The sequence below is a fragment of the Alteromonas sp. ABD4_190 genome (genome assembly GCF_056160105.1).
The window spans coordinates 3,829,940-3,848,704 of sequence record NZ_JBSWWN010000001.1 but is presented as its reverse complement, the minus strand read 5'-3'; the positions used below and the strand labels follow the sequence as shown (position 1 = coordinate 3,848,704).

At 44.6% G+C, this 18,765-nt stretch carries 17 protein-coding genes; 10 read left to right on the top strand and 7 right to left on the bottom strand.

Features of this window, described 5'->3' with window-relative positions; genetic code table 11:
* Window positions 1-123: 123 nt before the first annotated feature.
* Window positions 124-2,229 (bottom strand): two-component system response regulator, encoded by a 2,106-nt coding sequence (locus ACXAFM_RS16840; RefSeq protein WP_474835399.1) that lies wholly within the window; start codon window positions 2,227-2,229, stop codon window positions 124-126.
* A gap of 187 nt (window positions 2,230-2,416) precedes the next feature.
* Between ACXAFM_RS16840 and ACXAFM_RS16835 the strand changes: the two genes are divergently transcribed.
* Window positions 2,417-2,779 (top strand): Hpt domain-containing protein, encoded by a 363-nt coding sequence (locus ACXAFM_RS16835; RefSeq protein ID WP_474835397.1) that lies wholly within the window; start codon window positions 2,417-2,419, stop codon window positions 2,777-2,779.
* Between the two features lie 61 nt (window positions 2,780-2,840).
* On the opposite strand, the gene ACXAFM_RS16830 is transcribed toward ACXAFM_RS16835, so the two are convergent.
* Window positions 2,841-3,842 carry an adenosine deaminase gene (locus tag ACXAFM_RS16830; protein WP_474835396.1) on the bottom strand — a complete coding sequence of 334 codons (1,002 nt, stop codon included), beginning with the start codon at window positions 3,840-3,842 and terminating at the stop codon, window positions 2,841-2,843.
* Window positions 3,843-4,166: 324 nt separating this feature from the next.
* Between ACXAFM_RS16830 and ACXAFM_RS16825 the strand changes: the two genes are divergently transcribed.
* Entirely contained in the window at window positions 4,167-5,498 is a 1,332-nt protein-coding gene (locus tag ACXAFM_RS16825; RefSeq protein ID WP_474831085.1) for an NCS2 family permease, read from the top strand.
* A gap of 122 nt (window positions 5,499-5,620) precedes the next feature.
* On the opposite strand, the gene ACXAFM_RS16820 is transcribed toward ACXAFM_RS16825, so the two are convergent.
* The 3 genes from ACXAFM_RS16820 to ACXAFM_RS16810 all read right to left on the bottom strand — a co-directional run bounded on the left by ACXAFM_RS16820 (window position 5,621) and on the right by ACXAFM_RS16810 (window position 7,554).
* Window positions 5,621-5,878 carry a DUF3862 domain-containing protein gene (locus ACXAFM_RS16820; RefSeq protein ID WP_474835394.1) on the bottom strand — a complete coding sequence of 86 codons (258 nt, stop codon included), beginning with the start codon at window positions 5,876-5,878 and terminating at the stop codon, window positions 5,621-5,623.
* 100 nt (window positions 5,879-5,978) lie between these two features.
* A complete protein-coding gene (puuE, locus tag ACXAFM_RS16815; RefSeq protein ID WP_474831080.1) occupies window positions 5,979-6,908 on the bottom strand; it encodes an allantoinase PuuE in 930 nt (309 codons plus the stop codon).
* A gap of 1 nt (window position 6,909) precedes the next feature.
* Window positions 6,910-7,554 (bottom strand): TetR family transcriptional regulator C-terminal domain-containing protein, encoded by a 645-nt coding sequence (locus ACXAFM_RS16810; RefSeq protein WP_474831078.1) that lies wholly within the window; start codon window positions 7,552-7,554, stop codon window positions 6,910-6,912.
* A gap of 416 nt (window positions 7,555-7,970) precedes the next feature.
* On the opposite strand from ACXAFM_RS16810, the gene xdhA reads away from it, so the two are divergent.
* The 7 genes from xdhA (at window position 7,971) to ACXAFM_RS16775 (ending at window position 16,221) form a co-directional block, all read left to right on the top strand.
* On the top strand, window positions 7,971-9,416 hold the full coding sequence (gene xdhA / locus ACXAFM_RS16805; RefSeq protein ID WP_474835392.1) for a xanthine dehydrogenase small subunit: 1,446 nt from the start codon (window positions 7,971-7,973) through the stop codon (window positions 9,414-9,416).
* A complete protein-coding gene (xdhB, locus tag ACXAFM_RS16800; RefSeq protein WP_474835390.1) occupies window positions 9,409-11,775 on the top strand; it encodes a xanthine dehydrogenase molybdopterin binding subunit in 2,367 nt (788 codons plus the stop codon). The genes xdhA and xdhB overlap by 8 nt, the downstream gene beginning before the upstream one ends.
* Window positions 11,772-12,644: a xanthine dehydrogenase accessory protein XdhC gene (gene xdhC, locus ACXAFM_RS16795; protein WP_474835388.1), complete on the top strand. Its 873-nt coding sequence runs from the start codon at window positions 11,772-11,774 to the stop codon at window positions 12,642-12,644. The genes xdhB and xdhC overlap by 4 nt, the downstream gene beginning before the upstream one ends.
* A 42-nt stretch (window positions 12,645-12,686) precedes the next feature.
* Complete coding sequence (uraD, locus tag ACXAFM_RS16790; RefSeq protein ID WP_474831070.1) at window positions 12,687-13,190, top strand: 2-oxo-4-hydroxy-4-carboxy-5-ureidoimidazoline decarboxylase; 504 nt, start codon at window positions 12,687-12,689, stop codon at window positions 13,188-13,190.
* 78 nt (window positions 13,191-13,268) lie between these two features.
* Window positions 13,269-13,595, top strand: a complete 327-nt coding sequence (gene uraH / locus ACXAFM_RS16785) for a hydroxyisourate hydrolase (protein WP_474831068.1) — start codon at window positions 13,269-13,271, stop codon at window positions 13,593-13,595.
* Between the two features lie 5 nt (window positions 13,596-13,600).
* Complete coding sequence (gene guaD, locus ACXAFM_RS16780) at window positions 13,601-14,896, top strand: guanine deaminase (RefSeq protein WP_474835386.1); 1,296 nt, start codon at window positions 13,601-13,603, stop codon at window positions 14,894-14,896.
* A 44-nt stretch (window positions 14,897-14,940) separates the two neighbouring features.
* Window positions 14,941-16,221: a urate hydroxylase PuuD gene (locus tag ACXAFM_RS16775; RefSeq protein ID WP_474835384.1), complete on the top strand. Its 1,281-nt coding sequence runs from the start codon at window positions 14,941-14,943 to the stop codon at window positions 16,219-16,221.
* A 45-nt stretch (window positions 16,222-16,266) separates the two neighbouring features.
* Here the strand turns inward: ACXAFM_RS16775 and ACXAFM_RS16770 are convergent, their stop codons facing one another.
* Window positions 16,267-17,556, bottom strand: coding sequence for a diguanylate cyclase (locus tag ACXAFM_RS16770; protein ID WP_474835382.1), 1,290 nt, complete (start codon window positions 17,554-17,556; stop codon window positions 16,267-16,269).
* Between the two features lie 299 nt (window positions 17,557-17,855).
* Between ACXAFM_RS16770 and ACXAFM_RS16765 the strand changes: the two genes are divergently transcribed.
* Window positions 17,856-18,131, top strand: a complete 276-nt coding sequence (locus ACXAFM_RS16765; RefSeq protein ID WP_474835380.1) for a putative quinol monooxygenase — start codon at window positions 17,856-17,858, stop codon at window positions 18,129-18,131.
* 95 nt (window positions 18,132-18,226) lie between these two features.
* Here ACXAFM_RS16765 and ACXAFM_RS16760 read toward each other — a convergent pair whose 3' ends face one another.
* Window positions 18,227-18,586 carry a winged helix-turn-helix transcriptional regulator gene (locus ACXAFM_RS16760; protein ID WP_474831058.1) on the bottom strand — a complete coding sequence of 120 codons (360 nt, stop codon included), beginning with the start codon at window positions 18,584-18,586 and terminating at the stop codon, window positions 18,227-18,229.
* Between the last annotated feature and the right edge of the window lie 179 nt (window positions 18,587-18,765).

Below are 18,765 nucleotides of genomic sequence, written 5' to 3'. Positions count from 1 at the left end.
CTTTACAGTCTAACACCTTAAAGAAAGATGTATATTGAAAAGGTTGAATTTAGATACGCTATAGGTATTAGGAAAAACACCTAACGATTTGAGGATTTACTGAGATGAGATAGCAGCCTTCAATCAGGCGACTTCTTCACTACCGATAAACTGTGCGAAAAAATCGTTAATGGCTATGGGACGACACATAAAATAGCCTTGACCTTGATGACAGCCTAGAGCTTTTAATCCATTGAAGTGTGATTGGGTTTCAATGCCCTCTGCTACAATAGTCAGCTCCAAGCTTAAGGCTAGATGTACGATAGCGGTGACAATATCGTGAGCTTGCTGCTCCTTATCCATATCAATAACAAAGGACCTGTCTATTTTTAACACGTTCAGTGGAAACTGACGTAGATAAGATAAACTTGAATATCCCGTACCAAAGTCATCAAGGGCTATGGTAACGCCTAGCGAGGTCAGCTTGTTTAGAATATCACGTGTTTGCTCAAAGTCGTGCATTAGCGCCGACTCGGTGACCTCAAGCTCTATTGAACTAGCCTCGATACCCGTTAATTGGATAATTTCTGAAACTTCATCCGCAAACCCTGGGTTCGCTAATTGTTTGGCAGCCACGTTCACCGCCACTTTAAAGTGCTTGCCTTGTTCATTGCAACGAGCAATGAACTCACAACTTTTCTGAAGCACCTGTTTACCGAGCTGGTGTATAAGTCCGGTTTCTTCGGCGAGGGGAATGAATTCGTCTGGCCCGATTACATTGCCGTTTTCATCGAACATTCTAACTAAACTTTCAGCGCTGAATACTTCGCCGCTATTAAAGTCGTATTTCGGCTGCAGATAGATAGCTAAACTGTTATTTTCAATTGCTTGTCTTAGCTTAATCTCCATTTCGACCCTGTGATGCATTGCTTGCTGTAAGTCTTTTGAGAAAAAGCTGAACGTGTCCTTCCCTTTAGATTTCGACCGATACATTGCGGAATCAGCATGTCGCATCATCTCTTCTGCATTAACTGCATCCTGCGGGTACAAGCTTATTCCTATGCTTAAACTCAACCTATGAGACTTCCCATCTATCTCAATCGGCTCTCTACCCGCCTGAAGACAGGCCATAGCAATACTATCTGCACTGAATCCAGACCCTATATCCGATAAAAGGCAAGCAAACTCGTCTCCGCCTACTCGAGCGAGTGTGGCGCTTTGACCTAATGTGTTTGCAAGGCGTTTGGCTACGGTTGCTATAACGAAATCGCCGACCTGATGCCCCAGGCTATCGTTGAGATATTTAAAGTTATCGATATCAATTAACAGTAGCGCGATGCTTTGCTTACTCGTAAAACTTCGCGCTATAGCCTGGACGATGCGGTCGTGAAGTAACACACGGTTGGGCAAACCTGTAAGCTGATCATGGTTGGTTAAGTGCGTCATCTTCACCGCCATTTCTACGGCTTCAGAAACATCCTGAAACACCATGACGGCTCCGTTTATTTTGCCCTCATCGTCGATAATCGGTGATGCGGTATCTTCAACCCTAAAAATTTGCTTATGTTTACTGACAAGGGTTGCGTTATACGACATTGCCACCGGGCGTTTTACTTCTAGCGCGTAAAGCGCCGGGTTTAACAGTGGTTCATGGTTTGATGCATCGCGCAGGTTCATTACTTCATCAATAGGCTTGCCTAAGGCATCCTGCACACTATATCCGGTAAGCCTTTGTGCCACAGGATTTATGAATGTGATATCACCCGCAGCGTTAATCGAAATTACGCCATCAGCTATAGATTTCAATGTAATAGCGAGTTGCTTTTTTTCAGCCTCGAGTTCTTGGTTAACTTTTTTCAATAAGGCTTTTTGAGACTGAAACGTGAGATGATTTCTCACCCTCATCCGACACATTTCTATATCAACGGGCTTTGAGATAAAGTCTATCGCCCCAAGCGACAGCGCACGATGCTCGTTTTCAGTATCGCTGTGAGAAGTGACAAAAATAACAGGAATTGAAGCCGTGCTTGGACATACTTTAAGTTGCTGACATACATCAAAACCTGAAAGCTCAGGCATGCTGATGTCTAAGACTATCAAATCAGGCTGATGTGACTGTATGACAGAGAATGCTGTTGCACTTTGTGAAACCGTAACGACTTCTGCTAAAGATTCTACCGCATTTTCCAGTAGCAAGAGTGTTGTTGGTTCATCGTCAATGATGACTACTTTTTTCGTCTCATTTTCCATGAGAATTACCACACTACATTATAAACTTCTTGTGTAGTATCGTCCTACATACGCAAAAAAACATTAACCTTTAGTCTATATTGGTTATTTTAAGTACAAATTTTAGGGTAACTCATTGACTATAATGCTTTTGGTGGCGCACAATTAATATACTATTAAACTCTATTTTAACTGCTTGGTGATAAGAATGGATACGTTACACTCGCATAAGACGCTTCCAACAGAACAATTATGGAATAGAGACGCTGCGCTAAGCAGGCTCGGCGGCAACGAAGGGTTACTAAACCGTATCGTTGAGATGTTTCTAGCTCAAATAACACAAAAACAAGAAGCCTTGCAAAAGGCCGCAACTGAGTTAGACGTCGATGCAGTAAAGTTCACAAGTCATGCGATGAAGGGTGTATCAGGGGATGTAGGGGCTGATACTATTCGAGAAAAAGCGTCATCTATTGAAAATAAAGCCAAGCAAGGTGATTTAAGTGATATAGATACAGATATAGAAGAATTAAACAGCTTAATCGAGCAAACCCTTATTGTTATGCAATCTTAAGGCGAAGCGAGCTTATTGAGATTTCCATTAATAAGCTCGCGCTATTGCTTTTGCAAGTCGCTTACATAGCCCCCATTACTTGCTTAATAAATGCGTTTTTCTTTTCTTCTGGTAAGAAACTCGCCTTAAAACTGTTTGCGGCCAGCACGCGAATCGTATCCTCATCTATGTTTAGCGACGTGTGAAGCGCTTCAAAGTTTTCATTCAAAAAACCACCAAAGTAGGTGGGGTCATCAGAGTTAACCGTCACTAATAAGCCAGCATCTAGCAGTTGCACGATATTGTGCTCTTTCATATCGTCAATCACACATAGCTTTAAGTTACTCAGGGGGCATACGGTAAGCGGTATTTGTTTTTCTTTTAACAGCGCCATGAGCGCCTGGTCTTCTTGGCAGCGTACGCCATGATCAATGCGGTCCACGTCAAGCAGTTCAATCGCTTCCCAAATATAAGATGCCGGTCCTTCTTCCCCTGCATGGGCAACAATTTTAAAGCCAAGGGACTTCGCTTTTTTGAAAACCCTCTCAAATTTAGACGGCGGGTGCCCTAACTCAGAACTATCAAGGCCAACCGCTGTAATATGCTGATAGTAAGGTTTTGCCGCTTCCAGTGTTTCGAAAGCTTCACTTTCGGGCAAATGCCTTAAGAAAGACATGATTAGATAACTAGTTATACCAAATTCACTTTCTGCTTTTTGTATAGCACGTAAAAAGCCAGGCATAAACACATCGAAACCCATTCCCCGCTCAGTATGGGTTTGAGGGTCAAACATGATTTCGGTATGAACGATATTTTCTTCAGCGCACCGAGATAAGTATTCCCACATCAACGTAAAGAAATCTTCTTCATCTCTTAATACCCCAGCCCCTGCGTAATAGAGGTCCAGAAAGCTTTGTAAATCTTTGAAGTTATAAGCGGCTTCAATCTCTTCCACGCTTGCGTAAGGAAGTGATACACTGTGCTTTTCAGCTAGGCGCCACATGAGTTCAGGCGTTAAGCTACCTTCTATATGCAGATGCAGTTCGGCCTTTGGTATGTTTTTAATTATTGATGACAGCGACATGGCCCCTCACTTATTTGCACCATAATAATGCGATGGCATTTAATTGGTGCGTAATAGTTTATCTTTAATGCTATCTGTAAACGAGTTCTATTGCTCATTTAGGTTTTTGTTTGCGGTTTTTTTAACATCATCTATGTTGTTTACTAACCGTTTGGCTGGCTTTGTGCTGCCTGGCTAGTGACCTTGAGTCACGCAATGGTTGTTGTTCAATCATTGTACTGAAATGTAAGTTAGCACAAAACACACCAACAAGTTGACTAATTGGTCAGTTTATTGCTTTCAAACGCACAAAACACTACATAAAACACAAACAGAGAACTCTAGATGTCCAACAACGTTATTGAACGGCTATTTAAGCTGCAGGAGCACGGTACAACGGTAAGAACTGAGATCATTGCAGGTCTTACTACGTTTGCGGCTATGTCTTATATCCTCGTGGTGAACCCGGGTATTTTGGGCCTTAGCGGCATGCCGGTAGAAGGTCTAATTACAGTGACAGCAGTCGCGGCCTGCATTGGCACATTAATGATGGCGTTGATGACTAACTACCCTATAGCACTAGCACCGGGTATGGGTTTAAACGCTTTTTTTGCTTTCACTATCTGTCTTGGCCGTGAAATTCCATGGGAAGCTGCACTAGGCATTGTGTTTTGGAACGGTATTCTCTTTTTAATTCTTTCACTTACTGGTGTTCGAACCAAAATCGCCGAGTCTATCCCGCCCTCTCTCAAGATAGGCGTTCAGTGCGGTATAGGCTTATTTATTGCCTTTATCGGCCTTAAGAATGCAGGTCTTATTGTTGATAACCCTGCGACATTTGTTCAGCTTGGCGACCTTTCAGAGCCTGCAGTGATGCTTGCCCTCGTTGGTATTATTTTCACTATCGTTCTTATGGTTAAACGCGTTACCGGCGCTATATTAATTTCTATCGTTACCCTTACTTTAATCGGTGCTTTTATCCCTACCGAAAGTGGAATGTTAACTGCTACACCATCCGCTGTTGTAGGCATGCCGGAATCTATGTCTAACACCTTTATGGCAATGGACTTCTGGTACCCTATCGACCATATTGCCGAGACATGGGACCTTATTTTCGCGCTTATGTTCGTGAACATGTTCGACACTATAGGCACATTAATTGGTGTTTCTCGCAAAGCTAACTTGTTAGACTCAAAAGGCAAGCTACCGAAAATTGGCCCAGCCATGACCGCTGATGCATCAGCAAGCATTGCTGGTGCCTTCGTAGGTACTTCACCAGTAACTAGCTATGTGGAATCAGCTACGGGCGTATCAGCGGGAGGACGAACAGGGCTTACCGCCGTTGTGGTTTCTGTCTGTTTCCTGTTGTCGCTTTTCCTTACGCCATTGATGAAAGTTATTCCGCTAATGGCTACTACTCCGGCATTACTAATGGTAGGTATTTTAATGATGGAGTCGATTCGTCAGGTTGATTTCGACGACTTAGGCGCCTTGGCCACAGCCTCTGTTGCGCTCATCGCTATGCCCCTAACCTTTAGCATAAGCGAAGGTATTGCCCTTGGTTTTATAACCTATGTGGGAATTAAAGTAGGTACAGGAAAATTTAAGGAAGTAACCCCGCTGACTTATGCATTGGCTATTGTTTTCTTACTAAGATACTTGCTAGATTTAAAATAATTTATCGGTGCGTAGGTACAATGTGGGCACTATTGCGCACAAAACCTTGGTTTAGATACAAAAAAGGTGGCTTTTAAGGCCACCTTTCTTTTTTTAATCAGCTATATAAACGAACTAAATGATTATTTTAAACCGTCATAAGTGAAAGTAACCGCTTTATCACCCATAAACACAATTTTTACGTGTTTGCTGTCTTCGTTACCCCACGTGCACGCCATGGCGCCCATAGTTTTGCCACAGTTATCAGCTGAACCAATGATTCCTTCAACTTCGTCCTGAGTCATTCCCATTTCTAATTTATCATAGTTTTCTTTAGTCAGCTTTGAGCATGCAGTGAGCGCTAGCGCCCCAAAAGCAATAATAGCTAGTTTTGTTTTCATAGTTTTGTCCTTTATTAAGTGAAGGCGGCAGTGCATCCGTTGGTTCACTTTCGTCTCTTCACTTTACTGTGCTTCAAATATAGTAGGCGTAATGTAAACGCTATGAACACGCCTTGTCACTACCATCTTTAGAATGAGTGGCCAACCAGTGACGAGCAATCTGTTCTCGCGTGGCTAACCACACTTTGTCATGTGATTTCACGTACTCGATGAAACGCTTAAGCGCAGCAAGCCTTGCAGGTCGGCCTACAATACGGTTGTGAAGACCAATAGAAAGCATTTTAGGCGCCTCTTCCCCTTCCTCGTACAGCACGTCAAACGCGTCTTTTAAATAGGTAAAGAACTGTTCACCACTGTTAAAACCTTGCGGTGTGGCAAAGCGCATATCGTTTGTGTCTAACGTGTAAGGCACCATAAGCAGCGGCTTACTGTAGTGGCAGTCGTAATATGGCAAATCGTCAGCATAAGAGTCAGCGCAATATAAAATATCGTCGCGCTCCGCTATTAACTTCAATGTGTTGGGACTGGTTCTTCCTGTGTACCATCCTACAGGTTTACTACCCGTTAACTGCTCGTGAAGAATAATGGCTTCATCTATTTGCTTGCGCTCATCTTCCTCGCTCATATCTTGGTAATGCACCCAGCGCATGGCGTGGCTGGCTATTTCCCAACCTGACTCCATCATAGCTTTAACAGCGTCAGGATGGCGCTGCATTGCCATGGTAACACCAAATACAGTTACAGGTATGTCGTACTTATTAAGTAGTCGATGTAAACGCCAAAAACCTGCACGACTGCCGTATTCGTAAATCGACTCCATGCTAAGGTGACGGTCTTTATAGGCTTGTGCACCTATAATTTCCGATAAGAATATTTCCGACGCCTCGTCGCCATGAAGCACGCAGTTTTCGCCGCCTTCTTCGTAGTTCAAGACAAACTGAACAGCTATTTTTGCTTTATTTGGCCAATTCGCGTGCGGTACATGTTCACCGTACCCAATGAGATCGCGAGGATAAACAGATTCACTCATACTAAACCTCGAAACTTTCAGGAACAGCCAGCCCACAGCCGCCTAGCACAAGCTTAACCACTTGTTTTGTGGCATCTTCAAAATCTGCTTTTGCCATTTTTTTTCCGCGCAGTCGGGTAATTTGAGCTGAAAAATCAGCGTAATGCTGGGTGCTTGCCCATATAGTGTAAAGCAAGTACTCACCCTCAACCGGGGGAAGTTTACCTGTTTTTACCCACGCTTCGATAACCTCAAGACGCCCCTTCATCCAAAGCGCATGCTCTTCATCAAAGTAGCCACTGAGGTTTTGTGCACCATTAATGATTTCCATAGCAAAAATCTTCGAAGCCATGGGATGCGTTCGGGATACTTCCATTTTTTCAGCTATGTAATTGGCAAGTACTTCGGCGGGGTCATCTTCTACCGTTGCTTTGTCAAAGCGGGAATTCCACAATGAAAGCGTCTCTTCCAATACCGCTACGTAAAGCTCCTGTTTCGTTTTGAAATAATACAAAACATTGGTTTTAGGTAGTCCTGCTTCGTCAGCAATCTTCTGTACTGCCGTACCTTTAAAACCAAACTGCGCAAAACATTTTTCAGCGGCTTGGAGTATTTTTCTTCTGTTCATAGCGCCAACGCCAGCGTCAGCGCTCTTTACCTTTATCATTATTATCTAAATTCCTTTGCAATCTACTTTGCAAGCGTACAGGCAGGATAAATGCTGCGTGCCTTTTCGATAGGTTAGCATTTATTGCCAACATGTTTCTATGCTCTTAAATCTCAGAGTTACCCACTGTCTGTGCTTCTTGCCGATGAAATAGGCCATTCGATAACACTAATTCTGCAATTACCTCAAAACCTAGCACGAATCTTGCCTTGTTACTCTTATAACAAATGTATTGCTTAGCAAAAACGTTTGGAAAATCGCTCTTCCACTTTTCCGACTAAATTTGCACAAAATCATGGCCTTTTATAACTCGGCCATTTTTTATAAGCAATAAATTGACCAAATGGTCTACTTTTATGATAAAAATACAGCTATATTAATGAATACAAGAATGAATATAACAAGAAGGTGTGAGTATGATTCGCTTTCTAATAAATAACGATGTTGTTGAATTAAACGAAGCGCGAGCCGACCTCACCCTTCTGCAATTTATACGGGAACATCGCAAGAAAACAGGCACTAAGGAAGGCTGTGCAGCAGGCGACTGTGGCGCGTGCACCGTAGTGCTTGTAGAGCCAGCATCATCTGATAACGTGACGAAACTGAAATACCGTACAGTAAATAGCTGCATCACGCTTATGAGCGCTGTACACGGTAAACAGCTATTGTTCGTAGAACATTTAAGCGATGGTAAACACTTACACCCTGTACAGCAGGCCTTGGTTGATTATCACGGCTCGCAGTGTGGCTTCTGCACACCAGGGTTTATCATGTCGATGTTTGCTCTATACCACAGCAATTCGAAACCAAACCGTGACGATGTGCTTCATGCTTTATCTGGCAACTTGTGCCGGTGTACTGGCTATCGCCCTATAATTGATGCAACACTGGCGGTGTGCGAACAAACACCTGATGATCAGTTCACGGCGCGCCAAGATACTACCCTTGCCACGTTATTATCGCTATCTGGGGAGAAGCCATCGGGTACAGGCAATATATACACGCCTACATCGCGAGAAGAGTTGAAAGCACTTATTAAGGCACATCCTGACGCGCAACTGGTTGCGGGAAGTACCGATTTAAGTTTGCAGTTCACTCAACAGTTAAAAGATGTGCAAACGCTTATCAGCGTCACGCATATCGATGCACTAAAACAATGCACCAAAAACGAGCATTCTCTTATTATTGGTGCAGCAGTTCCGCTCAATGATGCGGCTCCCCTTTTACTAAACGCATTTCCACAAGTCGCTGAACTGGTAACGCGCTTTGCGTCCCTACCTATTCGCAACCAAGCAACGATTGGCGGTAACGTGGCTAACGCTTCGCCTATTGGAGATATGCCGCCGTTATTACTCGCATTAAATGCCGTTCTCCATTTAGATAACGGCGATAGCGTTCGTACGATCCCAATCAGCACATTTTTCAAGGGCTATCGCGAAACCACGTTGGCAAAAGATGAATGGATAAGCGCGATAGAAATCCCTTTTTCGAACCCTAATCAGTCACTTGGCGCTTATAAAATTTCTAAGCGATTTGAAGATGATATATCGGCCGTATGCGCCGTATTTAATGTCACACTCGACAACGGTAAGGTCGAAGCCATTACAAGTGGCTTTGGTGGTGTAGCTGCCGTTCCATCGACCTGTGAGGCGTTGGAAAGCGTTTTAAAAGGTAAGCAATTCGCTAGCAAAGAATGTTTAACGTTAGGTAAACAAGTTTTATTCGATGCTTTCTCACCTATTGACGACGTGCGCGCTACCGCTGAATACCGCAAAGCCGTTTTAGCCAACCTTTGGCATCGCTTCTGGTTAGAAAACCAAACAGTAAACCAAATTGAAACACGGGTGGTGCAGCATGCGTAAGTTAATTGATGCCCCTAATCCTTTAGAAACAAATGGCGAACAAGGTGTTGTTCACGTTTCTAAAAAACACGAAAGTGCGACACGCCAGGTACAAGGTAGCGCTAATTACGTTGACGATGTCACTGAACCTAAAGGCACACTTTACGCAGCAGTAGGTGTAAGCCAATGTGCAAAAGGTACGATTGAATCGATTAATCTTGACGCTGTTCGCCAAAGCGATGGCGTTGTGGATGTCGTTACCATTGATGACGTACCCGGCCATAAAGATATTGGCCCTGTGTTTGAAGGCGACCCACTACTTGCGAACGGCGAAATCAAGTTCTTCGGTCAACCGGTGTTTGCAGTACTTGCCACTTCAGTAAACCTTGCCCGACAAGCTGCACTAAAAGGCAAAATAGAAGTAGACGAAGTTACACCTGTACTTACCGCAAAAGCTGCTCACCAGCAGCAAACGTTCGTGCGTCCCCTACACAGGTTTGGCCAGCATGCTGACCGCGTTGAAAGTACATTTGAAAATGCGCCCCACCGAGCACATGGTTCGCTAAGCATTGGCGGTCAGGAGCACATGTACCTTGAAGGGCAAGTGAGCCTTGCGATCCCTGATGAAGAAGATCGCATGAAAATCTACACATCTAGCCAGCACCCCAGTGAGGTGCAGAAACTCGTTGCCGAGGTACTTGATGTAAAATTGCACCGTGTAATGGTAGACATGCGACGAATGGGCGGTGGCTTCGGAGGAAAAGAAACCCAAGCAGCACAATGGGCCTGTATCGCGGCTTTACTGGCCTCGCGCAACCAGTGTGCAGTTAAGCTTCGTTTGCCGCGCTTCACCGATATGCATGTTACGGGTAAACGCCACCCTTTTGAAAATGAATTTGATGTAGCATTCGACGAAACAGGCAAAATTGAAGCCACTCGCATGACCATAAATGGCATTTGTGGGCACTCCCCTGACTTGTCAGACGCTATTGTAGATAGGGCCATGTTCCACGCGGATAACGGCTACTTCCTAGGCGATAGCGATATTGTCGGTCATAGACTACAAACCAATATGGTATCGCATACCGCTTATCGAGGTTTTGGCGGCCCGCAAGGCATGATCATGGCTGAAGCTATGATTGATAAAATTGCCCGCGCTATCGGCAGCGACCCGCTATCGGTAAGAAAACGTAATTTATATGGTCCGACTACAGGTAGTCTGACCCCCTATGGCATGAAGGTAGAACACAACCTTTTGCCCGATATGATTGCCGAGCTTGAAGAATCCGCTCAGTATTGGCAGCGCCGTGAAGCTATTGCAGCGTTTAATCGCGAGAGCCCGGTAATTAAGAAAGGTCTGGCACTAACGCCCGTTAAATTTGGTATTTCATTCACTGCTAAGCACTTAAACCAAGCGGGCGCTTTGGTACACATATACACCGACGGCAGTATTCAGGTGAATCATGGTGGTACTGAAATGGGCCAAGGGCTACATACCAAAATAGGCCAAATTGCGGCCAATGAATTCGGCCTAGACCTAGATATGATTGAGGTTACCGCAACACGCACGGATAAAGTACCGAACACCTCACCAACAGCGGCATCAAGTGGTACTGACATGAACGGAAAAGCCGTACAAAACGCGTGTATTACATTAAAAACTCGTTTGGCTGAATGCTACGCCAAAAGCTTAGGGTTAGAAGGCCGTGCTGGTGATGTGCAGTTTATCAATCAGCATGTTGTACTAGACGATAACAGCATTTCCTTTGCTGAACTGGTTCAACAAGCCTATTTTGCACGCGTATCACTGTCTTCAAGCGGTTTCTACAAAACCCCTAAGTTGCAGTACAACCGCGACACAGGCGAAGGCCGCCCGTTTTTCTACTTTGCTTACGGTGTGTCAATGAGCGAAGTGTCGGTGGATACGCTGACCGGTGAATACACGGTAGATAAGGTTAACGTTATTCACGATGTGGGCAATAGCCTTAACCCTGCAATTGATATTGGCCAAATTGAAGGCGCATTCATTCAAGGTATGGGCTGGCTTACCACCGAAGACCTAAAATGGAATGAGGCAGGCAAGCTGATAAGTGAAAACATGGCAACCTATAAAATTCCTGCAATAGGTGACACGCCCAAGGAATTTAACGTGAAGCTTTTTGGTAAAGAAAACGCTGAAGACAGCATTTACCACTCAAAAGCCGTGGGTGAGCCACCGTTTATGCTAGCAATTTCAGTGTGGTGTGCCCTAAAAGATGCAATATCTAGCCTATCTGGCTACACGATTGATCCGCAGCTAGATACACCAGCCACACCAGAACGCGTGTTAAAAGCAGTGACAACTATGCAGCAGTCAAATAGTCGAGGCGGTGCTGTATGACATCTTCGGATTCAAACTCATTTCGCGCAACGCATTGGCATGAAGGAATAGCCGAATGCCAAGCGCGCAATGAAGGCTACGTGCTGGTTACAGTAGTTGGAACGGCAGGCTCTACACCGCGTGAGCCAGGCAGTAAAATGGTGGTTACTGCTTCACAAAGCATCGATACCATTGGTGGCGGACATCTTGAGTTTGATGCTATCGACCGCGCCCGTAAATTTCTTGCTAAAGGCGAAGTGCATACCGAAGTTCATAGCTACCCGTTGAGCAGTTCTTTAGGGCAGTGTTGTGGTGGTGCGGTAAAAGTATTGTTTGACGTGTGTAACGTTCATCAGCAGCATATCGCCATCTTTGGTGCAGGTCATGTTGCAAAAGCACTGGTGCCTATTTTGGCTCAGTTACCCCTGCGAATTTCGTGGATAGACAATCGCGAAGACCTGTTTCCTTCGTCACTTCCAGCCAACGTACAAAAAGTGGTGGAAGAAGCGCCAGAGAGCGAGGTAAGGCACCTAGATGAAAACAGTTGGCTGATAATACTCACTCACGATCATCAGTTGGACTATCGCATTACGGAGCAGGCGTTAAAGCAGCCTTCTCTGCCTTTCGTTGGGTTAATAGGATCAGATACTAAAGCGAAGCGTTTTATTACCAAGCTGACTCATCGAGGGTTTGACGACAATGCGCTGTCAAGGCTGTTCACCCCTATTGGCAATCGAGATATTCCTGGAAAGCGCCCTGTTGAAGTTGCTGTTTCTATATCAGCACAAATAATTGAACGCCTTCATGCGGACAATGCAGCAGCGGCTTCAGAGACAAGTACTGAAAAAAATACTGACGCACGTACGGGTGCACACAAAACAACCTGCTAAAGAGCTGTAAAAAAGTGCAGCAAATAGAAAAGGATAACAGCAGTGACACTGACTGAACTAAATACACTAAGCGCTGAAGACGCATTTTCTTACTTTGAGCAATGCTGCGCGGCAAAAGCATGGATCTACCAAATGGTTGAAGCCCGCCCTTACAGCGATCAAGACGCCCTGGTTAATCAAGCAAAAGATGCTTGGGCAAAATGTAGCGATGATGACTACCTAGAAGCCTTTACGGCGCATCCTATGATTGGCGACGTAGACTCTTTACGTAAAAAGTTTGCCAATACTAAAGCTATTGCTGCTGGCGAACAATCAGGTACAGCGAGTGCGTCTGAAGCCGTTTTGCATCAACTAAAAGAAGCTAATCAGGCTTATTTAGATAAGCATGGGTTTATTTTTATTATCTGTGCCACCGGGCTTTCTGCGCAAACTATGCTGGAAGCTCTACAGGAAAGGCTGCCAAATACCACGCAGCAAGAAATATCCAATGCAGCCGCACAGCAAATAAAGATAACGCTTTTACGTATTAATAAAGCATTAGATTAATGCGGAGCGTTGTTGGCCGACCCGAGCGCTATGCCGCATAACAATAATGCGAATTGAATAAATTTTAAGGACTACAGTATGAATACGCTTTCAAGTCACATACTAGACACCACTTTGGGTAAGCCTGCACAAGGCATTGAACTTACCCTTACACTACCTGACGGCAGCACCCTTTCTGGTGAAACAGACAGTGATGGGCGCTTTAAAAACTGGGGCGTTGAGGATGGTTTTGATGCTGGGGTTTATACCTTGCGCTTTCACTGCAAGCCATACCTAACACAAACTCATGGCAGCAGTTTCTATCCACACATTGATATTACGTTTGAACTTGTTGAGAATGGCGGTCACTATCACGTACCACTTCTTATTTCTCCATTCGGTTTCAGCAGCTACAGGGGCAGCTAATAAACATGCAGCTTTTTCGTGCAAGCATTGCGCACTTTCCTAAACAAACCACACAATTTGATAATGACATTGTCATTTTTAAAGACGGTGGTTTGCTGGTAGATAACAAAGAAATAAAAGACATTGGCCCGTTTAGTGACCTAGCTGAACGTTACCCTGCCGCCACTGTCACTGATTTTTCGGGCAAGTGGATTTTACCAGGCTTAATAGATAGCCACCTGCATTATCCGCAAACCCAAAGTATTGCCCACTATGGCGAGCAGCTTTTAAGTTGGCTAGAAAACTACACGTTTCCCACTGAAATGCAGTTTGCCGATAGCGAACACGCCGACACCATCGCTAAGGTATTTTTAAACCAACTGCTAAAAAACGGCACCACCACAGGTTTTGTTTTTACTACCGTTCATAAAAGCAGTAGCGATGCGTTATTTAGCGCAGCCAGTGAGATTGATATGGCGATTGTAGCGGGCAAAGTATGTATGGATAGAAATTGCCCTAGCGCACTCAATGACTGCCCGTCTACAGCACAGGCTGACAGCGCAGCATTAATTGAGACTTGGCACAACAAAGGCCGTAACCGCTACGCGCTAACCCCTCGTTTTGCCCCTACCAGTACAGACGCCCAACTTGCTGCATTAGGTGAACTTGCCCAGCAGTATCCGGACGTTTTCATTCAAACCCACCTGTCTGAAAATTTAGACGAGATTGCATGGGTGAAAAGCTTATTCCCTAACGCTGACGGCTATCTAGATGTTTACGACAGCTACAACCTAGTGCGCGAGCGTGCAGTGTTTGGCCACGGTATTCACCTTACGCCTAACGAATGGGCGCGCCTTGGCGAGAGCGGCGCTACGGTTGCGTTTTGCCCTACGTCTAACTTGTTTTTAGGCAGCGGGCTTTTTGATATGACCGCAGCGCGTGCTAATAAAGTACATGTTGCCATGGCTACCGATGTGGGCGCTGGTACCACGTTCAACATGTTCAAGACCTATGGTGATGCATACAAGGTCAGTCAGTTGCGCAATGAGCCCATTAGCCCGTTGGAGGGGTTTTATCTTATGACCCAAGGCGCAGCAGTGGCCCATGCGCTTGACCATGAAATTGGTAACTTAAACCCCGGTTCTACCGCAGACTTTATCGTTGTAGAGCCAAGGTTCGATGAATTAACACGGTTGAGAATAAAAGAAGATGCCGACTTCGACGATGTGTTTTTCGCGTTGAGCATTTTAGGTGATGACCGCGCTATTGAGCAGACGTGGATAAGCGGTAACTGCCGCTACATCAAAGAAGATAAAGAGTAACAAGCTACTATAGGGCCAGCCGGCCCTAAATAAGGAGAATAATAATGCCGTGGCTAGATTGGATAAGTTTATTTGTACGTTGGTTTCACGTTGTGGCCGGTGTAGCTTGGATTGGCGCGTCGTTCTACTTCATATGGCTAGACAACAACTTGCGAACGCCACCTAAGTGGAAACAAGATAAAGGCATTAAAGGGGATTTATGGGCCATTCATGGCGGTGGCTTCTACGAGGTAGCCAAATACGCCTACGGACCAGAGAAAATGCCTGAAACATTACATTGGTTCAAATGGGAAGCCTATACAACTTGGTTATCAGGCTTTGCCCTTTTGATTATTGTTTATTACTTCGGTGCCAGCGCTTACCTTATTGATCCATCTGTCAACGCCATGTCGCCAGCTACGGCAATATCGTTAGGTTTGGGGTTAATCTTTGGTGGGCTTGCCATATACGAATTTGCATGTCGTAGCCCATTGGCCAAATACCCTCTTGCTTTTGGTATTGGGTTAGTTGCTCTAGTGTGCGTCGTTAGCTATCTGTCTACCCAGTGGTTTAGCGGTCGTGGTGCCTATATTCACGTGGGAGCCCTTATTGGCACTATCATGGCGGGTAATGTGTTTTTCAATATTATGCCAAACCAGCGCAAAATGGTGGCTGCCGTGGCTGACAAGAAAGATATAGACCCTTCATGGGGCGCAAGTGCCAAACTTCGCTCGGTGCACAATAACTACTTCACGCTGCCCCTGCTGTTTATTATGATTTCAAATCACTACCCCATGACCTATCAGCACCCGCAAAATTGGCTTGTACTTATTGCCATTATGGCCGCTGCCGCTTGGATACGTCATTTCTTTAACTTACGTCATGTGGGCACTACTAAACCAAGTATATTAGTCTCTGGTGCTGTCGCCATGCTCGGTATAGCACTATGGGTATCTTGGCCACAAACTTCTTCAATTCGACCGGTAAGTCATGATGACGCACTATCTTCTTCAACTATGAATTCGCAGTCGGCGAACCAACCTGAATTAAGCGCACCGGCAAGCGGGATAGCAAACGAAACTTCATCGGTAGTTAGTGACGAACGTGTGGCAAGTTTAATCACAACTCACTGTGTAAGCTGCCACTCGCGCACCCCCACCGACGAGATTTTCAAAGTAGCCCCGTTAGGCGTAGTCTTAGATTCATGGGAGGATATTGAGAGGTTCGCGCCACAAGTGGTTCGAAGAACCTCTGTGACTAAAGACATGCCATTTTTGAACAAGACAAAAATGACTGAAGAGGAAAGGCAAGTTATAGCTATTTGGTTTGCCCAGCGACAGCAGTAAAATGCGTTTAGCGATGTAGCAGGAGTTTCAGTATTAGCAGTTTCGCTACATCGCTGTATCTAGTTCGCTATCTATCGCTGTTACAACTTGCCCACATTGCTTTTTTTCATACATTACCCCATCTGCTCGGTCTAACCATTCCTGAACGGTGTTGATGCCCTCGTTCCACTGCACCCACCCAACGCTAAAGCTGATAGGAACGACACCTTTACCATCGATATCAATTTCGAATTTACTGTTTTTTATTCTGTCAAAAAATAAAGCTGTTTCGCCCTCATTAGTACCGTAGAGCAAAATGACAAACTCATCGCCACCGATACGGCCAAACCGGTCGCTATCTCGCAAAAGCGAGCCCATTACCTTAGAGAATTCAACTAATACTTTATCGCCTATCTTATGCCCATATTTATCATTAACTTCTTTAAACTTATCTAGGTCGACATAAACAAGGGTAGACGCTGTTTGGCCTCGCTCCATGCGAGAAATCTCGTCACTTAACTGACTAAATATCTCTCTTCTGTTGGCAAGCCCAGTAAGCGAATCAGTTTTTGAAAGATGCTCTAATTTAGTAACAGCGCTCATCAGAGCCTGCTGCTGAGTTTTCTCTTTTGTTATATCGTCTGCGGTACCTAAAATAAGCGACTGCATCTCTCTGTCGTCATAAATTAAACTGCCTCGGTCATGAAGGTATTTCACCTCGCCTTTCGCATCATAAATACGGTATTGGATATCCCAATTTTGCAATGGGCGCTGACTAAACTGTTTTAACACCCGCGCTTTATCATCTTCATGGACATGGTCGATAAAGCTCATAGGATTACAGTAGAGTTCGTATTCGTTGCGACCGAGAATCTTCTCATATCCATCATTGACATATTTCAGCGTAGTTAAATCCGGCGTCGCTACCCAAATGAAAGTTCTTTCCGAAAATGCGCTTACGATCTTACTGAACAAAGCGTCGATCTGGAAAAGCTCAGATTGAATACACTTTTTCTCATCAATATCCTCGACCACAGAAATAAAGTAGTCTGGGTTACCCCGCTGGTCTCTGACGAGGGAAACCGTCAGTTGGGCCCATACCTGCTCGCCGTCGCGCCTTAGGTAGCGCTTTTCCAACGAGTAGTTTTCAATATCCCCTTTTAAAAGGCTTTCTAGATATTCAAGATCCTCGTTAAGATAGCCAGGTGCTGTTAATTCCTGAAACGTGAGTTTTGTAAGCTCTTCACTTGAGTAACCTAAAAAATCACACAGGCATTTATTCACACGAATGAAGTTGCCATCCACACTGACGTGAGCGAGCCCCACTGGACAAGAGTAAAAGGTTTTTTCAAACATAGGGCACCGCCCCGAAAAATAATTGCATTCCGTCGCCTCAAAAAAAGTGATGCTTAACCCACAACAAGCTCAATATATACTTTAGTATAGGCAAGTATAGATTGAATTTATTTATTAGCTAATGAATATAACTAAGAAAAAGGCTTAGAGAATGTTTATCAACGCTATTATGAGCACGGCTAAATACATCAAAGAAGGCAGCGTGCCTCTTATCTGATAAAAAGGGCAAATTGGCGCTTACGGCTAACACAATAATTCTAACTTACTTATGTTGAGCGCTTTAGTATTAGGAGTCCAATGTGATCGAATTTTCAGTCATTATCTTTTCTAAGCCTCATCATCAAAACGCGCTGTCAGAAGCTCTAGCGCCTTTGGTCAAAGCTAGCCGCGCAGAAAAAGGCGCCGTAATGTACGATCTGCATTCATGCGAAGACGGTGTTTTTGTCATTACTGAGAAATGGGAATCTCAAGAAGCGCTTGATGCCCACGAGGTGACAGCGCACTTTGAAGCCTTTCAGGAGAAAGCGGGGGCCCTTGTCGACAAGGTGCTTAGGTTACCGATTGTGAAAGTTTAGAACTGCAACTCTAAGCGGTTGTGTTTCAAAACGGTGAACTGTAACGCTCACCGTATTCGTTATTCTGCCGTTATTCTGCGTTTTTAGATGAGGAATTAATCGTCTGTGTGCTCTTCAGACCAGATTCTTAGCTGTTCAAGAATATCTAACGCTGAGCGCCCGAAAGCGGTGAGACTGTAAGCAACCGCAATTGGACGAGAGTCGATAACGTTGCGGATCACCATGCCATTGTTTTCCAGCTCTTTAAGGCGCTGATCAACCATTTTCCGGCTGGCGCCGCCAAGCATTCTGCACAAATCATTAAACCTTACAGGTTCATCTTTGAGATGATAAATAATAGAACCCGTCCATTTTCCACCAATTAGGCGCATTCCACGCTCTATAGCACACGGCTCTGTGCACGTATTTAAAACGGTTTTTCTACCCTTAGCGTCTGTTTTTATCTCTGTTTTCATTGATGTCCTTTGAAAAAGCACCTAGTAACCAAAAGTAAACTAATTGCTTAGTTGAACAAGGTAACTAAACTATACCACATAAACTATTTTGGCTTACAGTCGTATACCTGTAATCAATTAGTCTACTTTATAAGTTAAAGGTTCACAAAAGACCAGGCAAACCAGACCGTTCAAACCAA

Excerpts from the sequence above, each read along its gene's own strand:
- ACXAFM_RS16840 (WP_474835399.1), bottom strand. The coding sequence starts at position 2,229 with ATGGAAAATGAGACGAAAAAAGTAGTCATCATTGACGATGAACCAACA.
- ACXAFM_RS16835 (WP_474835397.1), top strand. The coding sequence starts at position 2,417 with ATGGATACGTTACACTCGCATAAGACGCTTCCAACAGAACAATTATGG.
- ACXAFM_RS16830 (WP_474835396.1), bottom strand. The coding sequence starts at position 3,842 with ATGTCGCTGTCATCAATAATTAAAAACATACCAAAGGCCGAACTGCAT.
- ACXAFM_RS16825 (WP_474831085.1), top strand. The coding sequence starts at position 4,167 with ATGTCCAACAACGTTATTGAACGGCTATTTAAGCTGCAGGAGCACGGT.
- ACXAFM_RS16820 (WP_474835394.1), bottom strand. The coding sequence starts at position 5,878 with ATGAAAACAAAACTAGCTATTATTGCTTTTGGGGCGCTAGCGCTCACT.
- puuE (WP_474831080.1), bottom strand. The coding sequence starts at position 6,908 with ATGAGTGAATCTGTTTATCCTCGCGATCTCATTGGGTACGGTGAACAT.
- ACXAFM_RS16810 (WP_474831078.1), bottom strand. The coding sequence starts at position 7,554 with ATGATAAAGGTAAAGAGCGCTGACGCTGGCGTTGGCGCTATGAACAGA.
- xdhA (WP_474835392.1), top strand. The coding sequence starts at position 7,971 with ATGATTCGCTTTCTAATAAATAACGATGTTGTTGAATTAAACGAAGCG.
- xdhB (WP_474835390.1), top strand. The coding sequence starts at position 9,409 with ATGCGTAAGTTAATTGATGCCCCTAATCCTTTAGAAACAAATGGCGAA.
- xdhC (WP_474835388.1), top strand. The coding sequence starts at position 11,772 with ATGACATCTTCGGATTCAAACTCATTTCGCGCAACGCATTGGCATGAA.
- uraH (WP_474831068.1), top strand. The coding sequence starts at position 13,269 with ATGAATACGCTTTCAAGTCACATACTAGACACCACTTTGGGTAAGCCT.
- guaD (WP_474835386.1), top strand. The coding sequence starts at position 13,601 with ATGCAGCTTTTTCGTGCAAGCATTGCGCACTTTCCTAAACAAACCACA.
- ACXAFM_RS16775 (WP_474835384.1), top strand. The coding sequence starts at position 14,941 with ATGCCGTGGCTAGATTGGATAAGTTTATTTGTACGTTGGTTTCACGTT.
- ACXAFM_RS16770 (WP_474835382.1), bottom strand. The coding sequence starts at position 17,556 with ATGTTTGAAAAAACCTTTTACTCTTGTCCAGTGGGGCTCGCTCACGTC.
- ACXAFM_RS16760 (WP_474831058.1), bottom strand. The coding sequence starts at position 18,586 with ATGAAAACAGAGATAAAAACAGACGCTAAGGGTAGAAAAACCGTTTTA.